We start from the raw sequence: 13,062 nt of genomic DNA on the forward strand, positions 1-13,062 counted from the left end.
CCGTGCAATCTCGCCTTGTCCGCTCGCGCGGCACAAAGCTTGCCACAGCCCCTGCACTCCGCAAGGACTGGTGCCGCGCCAGGTCAGCGGCCTTTTCGCAACCTGGACGCAAGGCCCTCACACAGTTCCTGCCCCAACGCTGCGCCCCTCGTTCGCTGTCTCAGCCTCGGGCGTGCCGCGTGTTTGCATCCGGCACCTCCGCGCACCACCGCACCGTGCAGTCGCACCTTGTTCGCTCGCGCGGCACAGAGGCTCCCACGATCCCTGCACCCAGCAGGGACTGACGCCGCGCCAAGTCTGGGCGCTTGGCACAAGCTACACGCATTGCCCTCACACTGCGTTGACCCATCTCCGCCCCTACTACGCTGTCTCCCGCTCCGGCGTGCCGCGAATAAGTGCCCGGCACCTCTTGTCCCCGCACCCCGGCACGCGCCGCCTGCGCACCGAAAACCTTTGTCTGTCCGAGCGGCGCGCCCGATCCCTGCACCCGGTATGATCGACCTTCGCGTCCGGCGCGCCGCCTCTCCGTATCCGGTGGCTGTCGCGCTTCGTACGGCCCGGCGTTGCATCCAATGTGACCGACGCCGCACCTGTCCTGTCCATGCCCTGTAGGACGCAAGCATATGCACCACGCCCCGGCCTGGTCGCTCTCTGCGGCGGGCAGGCTTTACGCCCGGCCCTGCCTGACCCCGGCTTTCCTCCAGGCCAGCCCGGTCTCTGCCCTGGCACGACCCGGTTCCGCGTCCGGTGCCCCCGGCGTCAAGACTCGGCTTGCCCCGTCTCGGCCCACTCTCAGCCCCGTCTCAGCCCGCGCGCCCGGTCTCAGAACGTCATTTTCACACCCGCGATCAGCGTATGCGACTCCACCGACCTGTCGCCGGTAAAGGTCGGCAGGATCAGCGGAACGAACCCGGCGTTGTACATGTACTCCGCACCCAGCGTGACATGCCGTGCGGCCTCGTACTCGACCCCGAGGATGACCTGCTCCATCCGTTCCCACTCGCTGCCATTCGTGCCTTGCACGCCCCGGCTGGCGGACACCGAATAGGTGATCGGCTTGCCGGCCAGGGTCCGGTGCCACCGGGCCTGCAGCGTCGTGGCCTGCACGTGATGCCCCGTGGAGGGCCAGTCGTGCATCGACCGGGTGAACTCCGCCTGCACGTCGAAACGCGGCCCGCTCCAGGTCAGGTTGACGTCCCACAGCTCGTTCCAGAACCGATTGATCCCCCGCCCCGGCGGGTGGTGCGCGATGGTGCTGTCATAGATCGACCCGCGCAGGTACCCGGCCCCGACCGTCAGATCATGGCCCGGCGCGATTCCGAACCGATGCGCGCCGTTCAACGCGAAATTCGTCAGCTCGCCATTGTTCCTGGGACTGCTCAGAACCCGGTTGCCGCGATGCGCCGGGATCAGGGTAAAGGCCAGCTCCGTGCGCTCGGTGACATATCCCAGCTCGATCACGGGATCCTCGCTCTGGGCCCAGAAATAGTGGCTGGAATGGGTGTGCGTGAACGGCGCGTAGCTGGCGAAATTCCCGAAATTCAATGTCTTGCGACCGACCGCCAGGTAGAAGGGCGAGCGCTTCAGGTCTCCCAGGATCAGCACGTACTTGCGCAGCTGCACGTCGTCCTGGCCGGGATACTCGACCTCGGTGAACTCCCCCTGGACAAAGCCGGTGACCCACGGCAGCGCCAGCGTCGCGTTCAGCGAGATCTCGTTGATCACGCCATAACTGTCCGACCTGCCCCGCGTGTGCGTCGGCGGCAGCCGCGACAGAATCGGAAACTTGCCCGGCGTGTTCGTGCGCTCCGAGATCTGCGTCGCGATCAGCCGCCCGCCAAAGGTCAGCGACCCCTCCGGCACCTGCCCCGTGGCCCGCGCCCGCAGGATCTGCGCCACCTTGGTCGTCACGTCGTTCTGGCGGTCGAAAATCCGTTCGGAATAGCGCAGATCTGTACGAAGGCTGCCATCGCCCGAGGTATAGACCCCGTCCTGCGCGAACGCCGGCGACGCGGTCAGCCACAAAAGCCCAAGCGCCATCACAGCGCCCTCGATCACCCCGATCCCCTGAAGAACACGCGTCATTCCTGTCACCTTGATTCAATGCCTGGCCCAAAAAACGAGAAAAAGATTTAATCTTCGTTAAATTAACCGGATTACCTGTCGCCTTTCCAGGGCGGCGTGCGCTTTTCGAAAAACGCCGCGATACCGGCCTGCGCCTCTTCGCCCGCCCAACAGGCGCTGAGCGCCTCGATCGTGTCCTCGATCACCTCCGCGTCGATCCTCGGACCCAGCCGCCGCAACAGGTTCTTGGCCTGCACCACGGCCTCGGGCGCACAGTCCAGGTAGGGCGCAACCTCGTCCTCGATGGCCTGGTCCAGCGCATCCTGCGGCACAGCGCGGGCCAAAAGATCCAGCCGCACCGCTTCGGCGGCATCGAACCGCCGTCCCGACATGAACACCCGCCGCGCCTTGGCCTCGCCCATCCGCGCGGCCACGTAAGGCCCGATCGTGGCCGGAATCAGCCCCAGTCGCGTCTCGGTCAACGCCATCTGCACAGCCTCGGCGCCCACTGCCACGTCACAGACCGAGATCAGGCCCAGCCCGCCGCCGAACGCGTTGCCATGCACCCGCGCGATCAGCGGCTTGGGCAGCGTGTTCAGCGCCTGCAGCATATAGGCCAGCTTGCCCGCCTCTTTCGCCCGCGTCTCGGGATCGGCCTCGAACTGCTCACGCATCCAGCCAAGGTCGCCGCCCGCGCAGAATGTCCGGCCCTCGGCGGCCAGGATCACCACGCGCACGCTCTTGTCCGCGCCCAGCTCCCGCGCGGCCTCGTGCAGCTCCGCGATCATCCGCGCCGACAACGCGTTGTGCTTTTCCGCCCGGTCCAGCCACAGCGTCGCCACGCCCCGCGCATCCCGCTCGATCCTCACCGTTTCATACATCCGCTCTCTCCCCGCGCCAAAATTCTTCCAAGAATTTTGACAAGAATTTTCGTAAAATTCTTGTCACCCGACCCGCATCGCGCGCGCCATCTCCGCCGCCCGGCCCAGCACGTCGCGGTCCAGCCCCGTGGCGCAGCCCAGCGCCTCCAGCCGGTCATGCACCTTCTCAGTCGCCACGTTGCCCTTCGCGCCCGGCGCATAGGGACAGCCCCCCAGGCCCCCGACAGCGGCGTCGAACACCCGCAGCCCGTGCGCCAGCGACGTCTCGATATTGTCCAGCGCCCGGCCCCCGGTGTCGTGGTAATGCCCCGCCAGCTTCTCCGCCGGCACCGCCCCCGTCACCGCGCGCAGCATGGCGTCGATGCTCTCCGGCGTGCCCTGCCCGATCGTGTCGCCCAGGCTGATCTCGTAACAGCCCATCTCGTAAAGCCGCCCTGCCACCTCGGCCACCCGGTCCGGCGAAACCCTCCCGTCATAAGGACAGTCCGTCACGCAGGACACATAGCCGCGCAAGGGCACGCCCACCTCGCGCGCCGCCTCCGCCACCGGCGCGAAGCGTTGCAGGCTCTCCTCTATCGTGGCGTTGATATTGGCCTTGGAAAACCCTTCCGAGGCCGAGCCGAAAATCGCCACCTCGTTCGCCGCCGCCGCCATCGCGTCCTGGAACCCGCGCATGTTGGGTGTCAGCGCCGCATAGCTCACCCCCGGCGCGCGGGTGATGCCCGCCAGCACCTCGGCCGAGCCGGACATCTGCGGCACCCATTTGGGGCTGACAAAACTCGCCACCTCGATGCGGGCAAACCCCGCCCCGCTCAGGCAGTCGATCAGCGCCACCTTCTCGGCCACCGGGATCTCTCGCTTTTCGTTCTGCAACCCGTCGCGCGGGCCCACCTCGAAGATCTCGACCCGTTCAGCCATCCGCATCCTCCTCCGGCGCCGCATAGAACGCCTGCTCGTAGATTCGCGCGCCGCTCTCCTCGGGCAAGGCCGCCTGGTACGCCGCCCGCTCGGTCAGCCGGTCGTACCATTTCGCCGTCTCGGGAAACCCGTCCAGCGTCGCGAAATGCCGCGCCATGTAAACCGCCTGACCCACGGCGATATCACAGGCCGAATACCCCCCGGTCAGCAGGTAATCGCGGTTCTCCACCGGCGTGCTCAGCCGCGCCTCGATCGCGCCATAGCACTTGCGCAGGCGCGCCGCCTCCAGCCGCATCACCGTCGGGCTGCGCATGTGATCCTCGCGCAGCATGATATGCTGCTGGGTCAGGATCGCGACGTGCTGGCTGACTGTCTCGGCGAAATGCAACCACACAAGATAGGCCATCCGGTCCATGTCGCCCGGCATCCGGCCCATCCCCCGCTCGGGGAACTTCTCGCACAGGTATTCCATCATCGCGCCCGATTCGAACATCCGCTCGCCTTCGATCTCCAACGCGGGCACACGCCCCGCCGGCGACAGGCTCAGAAATTCCGGCTGCCGCAGGCTCTTGTCGAACGCATGGGTCACCACGCGAAATTCCACGCCTTCCAGCTCGTTCAACAGCCACAGCACCCGCATCGAGCGGCTTTGCGGCACATGGTGCAGGACAATCACGCCATCGCCTCCTAGGTCAGCACCGGACGCGTCGCGTGCGCCGCGGAGCAGGTTCGCATCCAGCCGCACCACGCCGCCAGCGCGGGCCGTGCGGCGATCATCTCCTCCCCGGCTGGCAGCATTCCAAAATAGTCCAGCATCGGCCACAGGTGACAGCCCGCCAGGTCCAGGCTCCCGGGCCGCAGCACCTGCCCTTTAGCGGCGATCTCCTCCAGCGCGTCCAGCACGCGCGGCGCGTTCGCCAAACCGTCCGCCAAAGCACCGGCATCGCCCGCCTCGCCTTCCAGCGCCGCGAAGACGCCGTTGGAAAAGGCCTGCCGCACCAGCGGCCAATAGGCATAGCTGTCCGCGATCCCCATCGCCTGCCGCATCCGCGCCACCCCCTCCGGCGCGCCCGGCACCATCAGCGGCTCCGGCGCGATGGCCTCCAGGTAGTCGAGTATCGCCTGCGTCTCCCACAGCCGAAAGTCTCCGGCTTCCAGCACCGGCACCCGTCTAAACGGATGCAGCCGTGTCAGCGCCTCCGCATCCTCCCCGAACGGATCACACTCCACATAGTCATACTCCAACCCCTTCGCCGCCAGCACCATCCGCACGCTGCGCGTATAGACGCTGAAGCGATAGCCGGTCAGCCGCAGCCCCTCCGTCACGCCGCCGCCTCCGCGTCCTCCTCCAACCGGATCAGCGCCGCGCCGGCCTCCACCTGGCTGCCCGCCCCGGCCAGCACCTCGGCCACCACCCCGTCGCGCGGGGCCAGCAGGCTGTGCTCCATCTTCATCGCTTCCAACACGGCCAGCCGGTCGCCCTTCGCCACCTCCTGCCCGGCTTCGGCAAAGACCGCCTTGACCATCCCCGGCATCGGCGCCTCGATCACGCTGGCGTCGCCGGCGGCAAACTCGCCCCGTTCCAGCGGATCGAGGATGTCGAACCCGATTCCGTAGCCAGCAAAGACCGTCACCAGGTCGCCCGTCACCGCCACCTCCGGCGCCAGCTGGCCGTCCATCTGCCAGCGCCCGCCCACGCGCCGGGCCGCGACCAGCGCGTCACCGACCTCCACGTCATGCGCACCCGCCGACAGGCTTTGCACTTTTGCCTGCACCTCCTCGCCTTCGCGCCGCAGAACCACGCTCCGCCGCAAAGGCTGCCACAGGGCAAAGCCCGTCTCCGGCCCGCTTTCGTCCAGCAATCCAAGGCTCGCCAACGCCGCCAGCGCCACCGTGGCGTCGCTCACATCAGGCGGCGCGCTCAACGCCTCCAGGTCCCGCGCGATCAGCCCGGTATCCACCTCGCCCCGGCCAAAGCCCTCATGCCGCGCCAGCGCCCCCAGAAAGGCCAGGTTCGTCACCGTCCCCGCCACCTGCGTCGCTTCCAGCGCCGCACCCAGCCGTTGCAGCGCCACCGCACGCGTCGGCCCGCGCGTTGTCAGCTTGGCGATCATCGGATCGTAATGCGGGGAAATCTCGTCTCCCGCCCGCACGCCGGTATCCGCCCGCGCCCCCTCGGGAAACTCCAGGTGCCGCAGCCGCCCCGTCGCCGGCAGGAAACCCTTCGGCACATCCTCGGCGTAAAGCCTCGCCTCGAAAGCATGGCCATTGATCGACAGATCCTCCTGCCGCTTCGGCAAGCCTTCCCCCGCGGCCACCCGCAACTGCCACTCCACCAGGTCAACCCCGGTGATCTCTTCCGTCACAGGATGTTCCACCTGCAACCGCGTGTTCATCTCCATGAACCAGAACCCATCCGAGCGCAGCCCTTCCGAGCCGTCCACGATGAACTCCACCGTCCCCGCCCCGGCATATCCGATGGCCTCCGCCGCGCGCACCGCCGCAGCCCCCATGGCCGCGCGCACCTCCGGCGTCATCCCCGGCGCCGGCGCTTCCTCGATCACCTTCTGATGCCGCCGCTGCAACGAGCAATCCCGCTCGAAAAGATGCACGGCGCTCTGCCCGTCGCCAAAGACCTGCACCTCGATATGCCGCGGCTGCTGGATATACTTCTCGATCAGCACCGCCTCATTGCCGAAGGCGGTCTTCGCCTCCGCCTTCGCACTCTCCAGCGCCTCGGCAAAGCCCTTCGCCGCCTCGACCAGCCGCATCCCCTTGCCGCCGCCGCCTGCCACGGCCTTGATCAGCACCGGATAGCCGATCTCCCCGGCCTTTTCGGCCAGGAATCCCGCGTCCTGCTCCTCGCCATGATAGCCCGGCACCACCGGCACGCCTGCGTCCTGCATCAGCGCCTTGGCCGCATCCTTCAGCCCCATCGCCCGGATCGCCTTGGCCGACGGTCCTATAAAGGTCAGCCCCGCCGCCTCCACCGCCTCCACGAAATCCGGGTTCTCGCTCAGAAACCCGTATCCCGGATGGATCGCCTGCGCGCCGCTCTCCTGCGCCGCCGCGATGATCTTCGCCCCGTCAAGATAGCTCTCCGCCGGTGCCGCCCCCCCGATATGCACAGCCGCATCCGCCAGCGCCACATGCCGCGCCGCCCGGTCGGCATCGGAATAGACGGCGACACAGCGCACCCCCATGGCCCGCGCCGTCTCCATCACCCGGCAGGCAATCTCGCCCCGGTTGGCAATCAGGATCGTGTCAAACATCGTCCACGGCCCCCAGATCCTCGATGACCTCGAACCGCTCCCAGATCAGTTCCATCTCAGGATCGAAAACCCCGATCCGCCGGTAATACCCCTCGTGACCCTCTTTCCACCCGGCCAGCGTCTCATCCTCTCCTTCGGCCAGGGCAAGCGCCTCGGGCATGTCGCAGAACCGCACCAGCCGCAGTTCCATCGTCCGGGTTACTAGGGCGGGCCGACCGTCAAAGGTCGTGGCCACGTCGCAACGCGCGATCTGCGGCACTGCCTCGCCGCGCGCCACCTCGGCCATGGACAGGCAGGTCGCCCGCTTGGGGCCCGCGCGCACCAGCCCGATCAATTCCGCAGACATCCGGGCGCTGTCGCCGAACACATAGGCCTGCGCCCCCGGGTACCGTTCTTGAACCGCTTGCAATTGCATCGTCACGACCCTCTTTCACCTTTTTCCATACGCCGTCCCGCGCGGCCCAGAGGCGCGCGCCCGGCCTCACATCCGAAAGAGACCAAACCGCGTCTCCTCCACCGGCGCATTCAGCGCCGCCCGCAACGACAGCGACAACACCGCCCGGGATTTCCGCGGGTCGATGATCCCGTCATCCCACAACCGCGCACTGGCATAAAGCGGATGGCTCTGCTCCTCGAACATATCAACTGTCGGCTGCTTGAACGCCGCCTCCTCGTCGGCGCTCCATGTCCCGCCCTTGCGCTCGATCGCGTCGCGCTTCACCGTCGCCAGCACGCCCGCCGCCTGCGCGCCGCCCATCACGGAAATGCGGGAATTCGGCCAGGTCCACAGGAACCGCGGCTGATACGCCCGCCCCGCCATGCCGTAATTCCCGGCCCCGAAAGAGCCGCCCACCAGCATCGTCACCTTGGGCACGCTCGTCGTCGCCACCGCCGTCACCATCTTGGCCCCATGCCGCGCGATCCCCTCGTTCTCGTACCGGCGCCCCACCATGAACCCGGTGATGTTCTGCAAGAACACCAGCGGCACCTTGCGCTGGCTGCACAACTCCACGAAATGCGCGCCTTTCTGGGCCGCCTCGCTGAACAAGACACCGTTATTGGCGACAATCCCCACCGGGCAGCCCTCCACATGGGCAAACCCCGTCACCAGCGTTTCTCCGAACCGCGCCTTGAACTCGTCGAACCGGCTGCCATCCACCAGCCGCGCGATCACCTCGCGGATGTCATAAGGCGTGCGCAGGTCCCCCGGCACCACACCCAATATCTCCTCGGTGTCATAGGCGGGCGCCTCCGGTGCCTCCATCCGTAGGCCGGGGTTCACCCCGGCCACCCCGGCCTCCGTTCCAAGGTTCCCCACAGCCCGCCGCGCCAAGGCCAGCGCGTGCGCATCATCCTCGGCCAGGTAATCCGCCACGCCGCTCAGCCGCGTATGAACATCCCCGCCGCCCAGGTCCTCGGCCGTCACATCCTCGCCCGTCGCCGCCTTCGCCAGCGGCGGTCCGGCCAAGAATATAGTCCCCTGGTCCCGCACGATGATGGTCACGTCGCTCATCGCGGGCACATACGCGCCCCCGGCGGTGCACGAGCCCATCACCACGGCGATCTGAGCGATCCCCTTCGCACTCATCCGCGCCTGATTGTAGAAAATCCGCCCGAAATGGTCCCGATCCGGGAACACCTCGTCCTGATTGGGCAGGTTCGCGCCGCCCGAATCCACCAGGTAGATGCAGGGCAAGCGGCATTCCTCGGCGATCTCCTGCGCCCGCAGATGCTTTTTCACGGTCATCGGATAATACGTGCCACCCTTCACCGTGGCGTCATTGCACACAACCATGCAGTCGCGCCCCTGCACGCGCCCCACACCCGCGATCACCCCGGCACAAGGCGCGGCGCCATCATACAACCCATGCGCCGCCACCGCGCCCACCTCAAGAAAAGGACTGCCCGGGTCCAGCAGGTTCGCCACACGCTCGCGGGGCGGCATCTTGCCCCGGCTCTTGTGGCGCTCCCGTGCAGCCTCGCCGCCGCCCTCGGCCGCGGCGCGCGCGGCCTCCTCGACCACCGCCAGCGCGTCCAGATGCGCCTCCCGGTTGGCCTGGAACTCCGCCGATCCGGTCAGGATCTTCGAGGCAATCTTCATGCGCCCCCTCCTTTCAAATTGGTCTCCGCCGCCGCAGTGCAGCAGGCCGGCACCCTTCCGCGCCTCGTCAACTTTGCCTCACGATTTTGACTTGCATCAAGGCGGCTTAGTGAGTCCGCGCGCATAATGGCGCCACACAAGACAGAAGTGGAAAGACCATGAAACATCTCACCGCCCTCGCACTCGCAGCACTCGTCGCCGGCGCGGCTCCGGCCCTCGCGCAGGAGCGCGGCGACGTCTCGCTCGGCATCGGCCTCGCCGGCGTCATCCCCGAAAGCGGCAACGGCGTGCTCGCCGGCCCCACGCCCATCAGCGTCGATAACGGCTACTCGCTGCAGCTGACCGGCGAATACTTCATCGCCAACAACCTCGGCGTCGAGCTTCTGGCCGCCTGGCCCTTTGCCCATGACGTCGACACCGGCGGCGTGAAGATCGGCGAGGTCAAGCACCTGCCGCCGACCCTCTCGCTGCAATACCACTTCACCAACAAGGGCAACATCACGCCCTTCATCGGCGCCGGTATCAACTACACCACCTTCACCGAATCCAAGGCCGTCGGCCCGCTCGCGGGCAACGACCTCGACCTCGACGACAGCTGGGGCCTCGCCCTGCACGCGGGCCTCGATTACAGGGTCTCCGACAAGGGCGCGCTGCGGACCGACATCCGCTGGATGAACATCGAAAGCGACGTCAAGCTGAACGGCGTGGACATCGGCAAGGCCAAGATCAACCCGTGGGTCTTCGGCGTGTCCTACGTCCACACCTTCTGATCCTTCCCGGGGGACGGGGAAGCAGGCGGGGCGGGCCTTCGGGCCGGCCCCGTTTCCATATGCGACACGCGGCGTTTGCATCATTCGTCTAGCCTCGCACGCGGGCGCACCGGGTCCGGCGCGGCGATCCAGCCCGCCTCGAAGGCGGGCGCCACCTTGCCCTCGTGCCGCGCCACCTGCCACGCGATCACCGCCGCGCGCAGCCGCCCGTTGGCCTCGCGCGCCCGGCACCACATCTCCATCCGGGGGCTGTGCCCGGCGCAATCGCGCCCCGCCGACATCCCGTGCGCCAAGTCGAAGAGTTGCTTGTAAAGTATGTCCGCAAAAGGCTTTTCCACCTCCGCGCCTTCCGCGTCTTCCGGCTCCGGCAACTCCGTCAGAACCCGCGCCCGCCAGATATCCTGCTCCACCGCTAGCGCCTTCTGACAGCCCAGAGGTTCCTCGGACCGATCGCAGATCACGATCCCCACGGTGCCGCAGAATTCCACGCCGGCGACATTGGCCAGCGGATAGCCCGCCTTCTCCGCCGGGGTCGGTGCAAAGGCGGTCACCGCCTGTTCATAGCGCAGGATCTCGCCCCGCAGGCAGGTGGCGAAATCCGGCAGCGCGGCGTCCTCGGCCAGTGCCGCGACAGGCCACAGGGCCGCCTGCGCCAGCGTCAGGCTCAGGTCGCGCCGCCGCGCCATTCCTCACATCCCTCCGCGCATGTCGCGCAGTTCCAGCGACCGTTGCGCCGTCATCCGCATCAGGCAGAACGCCGCCGCAACCGACCGGATCGTGCCGCCCCGGTTGCGCTCGAAGGCCAGCGCACACTCGGCATCGCGATAGGAGATCCAGGTCCGCTGCGCCGTCAAAAGCGCTTCCGAAACAGGCGGTTGCCCTGTATCGACCTGGTCCAGCTGCGCCCGCGTCGCCTTGTATTCGCGGTTCAGGAACCTGTCCCAAACCGCCGTCTCGGCCTGCACGCATGCCACGATCCCGATGGTCGAGCCGCCGCCCGGCTGCGTCTGGCACTGGTTCGCTGCATCTCCCACGCAGCTCGGCACACCGGCATCGCGCGGGGCCGCGTCGAAACAGGCCGCGACCGTGCCCTCGTTCACGCTTGCCTCCTGCGCCCGTGCCGCACCCGACAGGCCCGCCACGGCAATTGCCACTATCGCCACCCCCCTCATAATCATACCTCATCCTCCGTTTCCGCCACGGCCCGTGCCTTCAGCTCCTTGCGGATCACCTTGCCGGTGACCGTCATCGGCAAGGCCTTCAGAAAGGTCACCTCCCTCGGATAAGAATACCCCGCAAGCCGTTCTTTCACATGGGTTTTCAACGCTTCGGCCAAGGCCTCATCCGCCGTCACACCGTCCCGCACCACCACATAGGCCTTCACGATCTCGGTGCGCAGGGCGTCGGGCTTGCCCACCACGCCCACCGTCGCCACCGCGTCATGCGTGAGCAGGCAATCCTCGATCTCCGCCGGCCCGATCCGGTAACCGGAACTGGTGATCACGTCATCCTCGCGCCCCACAAAGCGCAGGAACTCCCCGTCCCAAACACCCCTGTCGCCGGTCAGCATCCAGTCGCCCCGGAACTTCTCCGCCGTCTGCTCGGGCCGGTTCCAGTATTCCAGCATCATGCTGGCCGAGCCGCGTTTTACGGCGACATCGCCCTCGTCGTCCGTCGGCTGTCCGTCGCGGTCCAGCACCGCCACCTCGTGCCCAGGCACCACCTTGCCGATACAGCCCGGTTTCGGGTCAAACAGGCTCTGGCACGAACAGGCCACAAGGTTGCACTCGGTCTGCCCGTAAAACTCGTTGATCGTCAGCCCGAACGCCTTGCGGCCCCAGTCCAGCATCTCGGCCCCCAGCGGCTCGCCACCGCTGGCCACCGTGCGCAGGCCCTCGATGCGCTCGTCGGCGGCCTTGAGCATCCGCAACGCCGTAGGCGGGAAAAAGATATTTCGAACAGCGCCCTGCCGGATGATCTTCACGCACTCCTCGACGCTGAACTTCGGCAATCTTGCCGCCACCACCGGCACGCCCAGCGCCAGCCCCGGCATCAGGATGTTGAAGAGGCCACCAATCCAGGCCCAGTCGGCCGGCGTCCACAGGCAATCCCCCTCGTGCTGGCCCAGGAAATCATGCGGCATCTCGACCCCCGGCAGGTGCCCGGTCAGCACCCGGTGCCCGTGCAGCGCGCCTTTCGGGCTGCCGGTCGTCCCGCTGGTATAGATCAGCACGGCGGGGTCGTCCGGTGCGGTCTCCGCCGGCTCGAACAGGCTCTGCTCCGGCAGGTCCGCATCCTCGGGCACAAACGCCTCCACTTCCGCCAAAGGCGCAAGCATATCAACACCTTCGGCGTCGGTGACGACGATATTCGCGCCCGCGTCCCGCACCCGGCTGGTCAGCGCCTCCTCGCGAAACAGCTTGAACAGAGGGATCGACACCGCCCCGATCTTCCAGATCGCGATATGCGCCGCGGCGCACCAGCCGCCCTGGCTGCGCAGCACGCCCACCCGGTCGCCCCGCGCCACGCCTTTCGCCACCAGCACATGCGCCAGTCGGTCCGCCATGTCGCGCAGGTCGCCATAGCTCAGATCGCGGTGCATCTCGGCCAGATCCTTGATCGCCACGCGGTCCGGCGCCCGCGCCGCCCAGTCGTCGCAGGCCTGCGCCGCCATGTTCAGCCGCGCCGGAAGGTCCCAGGAAAATGCACCCTTCAATGCCTCGTAGTCTTTTTGTTCCAGCATCTTAAACGCCTTCCTTCACCTCTTCCCGGTGTGCCACCTCGCCGAATCGGTCGACGAAATAGTCCACCCGGCCGCCCTGCGCGCCCGCACATGTCACCACCAGCCACAGCCCCGCCGACTGCGCCGGCGTCGCGTGGCAATCGGTCCGCGCGGCCCCGGTCTCGGCCACGTAGCGCTCCGCCACCGCCTCGATCACCGCCGTCTCGGTCGTGGTCACCGACCGCCCGCCCAGCAACAGCGCAATGACCGCGCCCAGGCACACGAGCGCCAGCAGCGGGATGAAAAACCACGGAGCGCGCCCTAACCGCATGGC

Annotated in this window: 13 protein-coding genes; 1 reads left to right on the forward strand and 12 read right to left on the reverse strand. The window is 67.4% G+C overall.

What is annotated here, in order from left to right; all coding sequences use genetic code 11:
- Positions 1-822 precede the first annotated feature (822 nt).
- From FIU89_RS12205 to FIU89_RS12240, 8 genes are all read right to left on the reverse strand, one after another.
- A complete protein-coding gene (locus tag FIU89_RS12205; RefSeq protein WP_152492848.1) occupies positions 823-2,085 on the reverse strand; it encodes a hypothetical protein in 1,263 nt (420 codons plus the stop codon).
- Positions 2,086-2,156: 71 nt separating this feature from the next.
- Positions 2,157-2,945, reverse strand: coding sequence for a crotonase/enoyl-CoA hydratase family protein (locus tag FIU89_RS12210; protein ID WP_152492849.1), 789 nt, complete (start codon positions 2,943-2,945; stop codon positions 2,157-2,159).
- A 63-nt stretch (positions 2,946-3,008) separates the two neighbouring features.
- The gene (locus FIU89_RS12215) at positions 3,009-3,863 is read right to left on the reverse strand and encodes a hydroxymethylglutaryl-CoA lyase (protein ID WP_152492850.1); all 855 of its coding nucleotides are present in this window, start codon (positions 3,861-3,863) and stop codon (positions 3,009-3,011) included.
- Complete coding sequence (locus FIU89_RS12220; protein WP_152492851.1) at positions 3,856-4,539, reverse strand: glutathione S-transferase family protein; 684 nt, start codon at positions 4,537-4,539, stop codon at positions 3,856-3,858. The genes FIU89_RS12215 and FIU89_RS12220 overlap by 8 nt, the downstream gene beginning before the upstream one ends.
- Positions 4,540-4,550: 11 nt before the next feature.
- Positions 4,551-5,189: a glutathione S-transferase family protein gene (locus FIU89_RS12225; protein WP_152492852.1), complete on the reverse strand. Its 639-nt coding sequence runs from the start codon at positions 5,187-5,189 to the stop codon at positions 4,551-4,553.
- Positions 5,186-7,135: a biotin carboxylase N-terminal domain-containing protein gene (locus FIU89_RS12230; protein ID WP_152492853.1), complete on the reverse strand. Its 1,950-nt coding sequence runs from the start codon at positions 7,133-7,135 to the stop codon at positions 5,186-5,188. The genes FIU89_RS12225 and FIU89_RS12230 overlap by 4 nt, the downstream gene beginning before the upstream one ends.
- Positions 7,128-7,550, reverse strand: coding sequence for an ASCH domain-containing protein (locus FIU89_RS12235; RefSeq protein WP_152492854.1), 423 nt, complete (start codon positions 7,548-7,550; stop codon positions 7,128-7,130). The genes FIU89_RS12230 and FIU89_RS12235 overlap by 8 nt, the downstream gene beginning before the upstream one ends.
- Before the next feature lie 66 nt (positions 7,551-7,616).
- A complete protein-coding gene (locus tag FIU89_RS12240; RefSeq protein WP_152492855.1) occupies positions 7,617-9,236 on the reverse strand; it encodes a carboxyl transferase domain-containing protein in 1,620 nt (539 codons plus the stop codon).
- 158 nt (positions 9,237-9,394) lie between these two features.
- Between FIU89_RS12240 and FIU89_RS12245 the strand changes: the two genes are divergently transcribed.
- Entirely contained in the window at positions 9,395-10,006 is a 612-nt protein-coding gene (locus FIU89_RS12245) for an OmpW family protein (RefSeq protein WP_152492856.1), read from the forward strand.
- Positions 10,007-10,086: 80 nt separating this feature from the next.
- On the opposite strand, the gene FIU89_RS12250 is transcribed toward FIU89_RS12245, so the two are convergent.
- The 4 genes from FIU89_RS12250 to FIU89_RS12265 are packed head-to-tail and all read right to left on the reverse strand — an operon-like array spanning position 10,087 to position 13,059.
- Positions 10,087-10,692 carry a hypothetical protein gene (locus tag FIU89_RS12250; protein WP_152492857.1) on the reverse strand — a complete coding sequence of 202 codons (606 nt, stop codon included), beginning with the start codon at positions 10,690-10,692 and terminating at the stop codon, positions 10,087-10,089.
- 3 nt (positions 10,693-10,695) lie between these two features.
- On the reverse strand, positions 10,696-11,184 hold the full coding sequence (locus tag FIU89_RS12255) for a lysozyme inhibitor LprI family protein (protein WP_152492858.1): 489 nt from the start codon (positions 11,182-11,184) through the stop codon (positions 10,696-10,698).
- Entirely contained in the window at positions 11,181-12,749 is a 1,569-nt protein-coding gene (locus FIU89_RS12260; protein WP_152492859.1) for an AMP-binding protein, read from the reverse strand. The genes FIU89_RS12255 and FIU89_RS12260 overlap by 4 nt, the downstream gene beginning before the upstream one ends.
- 1 nt (position 12,750) lies before the next feature.
- Positions 12,751-13,059 carry a hypothetical protein gene (locus FIU89_RS12265; protein ID WP_152492860.1) on the reverse strand — a complete coding sequence of 103 codons (309 nt, stop codon included), beginning with the start codon at positions 13,057-13,059 and terminating at the stop codon, positions 12,751-12,753.
- Positions 13,060-13,062: the final 3 nt, after the last annotated feature.

The sequence above is a fragment of the Roseovarius sp. THAF27 genome, from assembly GCF_009363655.1.
Classification (GTDB): domain Bacteria; phylum Pseudomonadota; class Alphaproteobacteria; order Rhodobacterales; family Rhodobacteraceae; genus Roseovarius.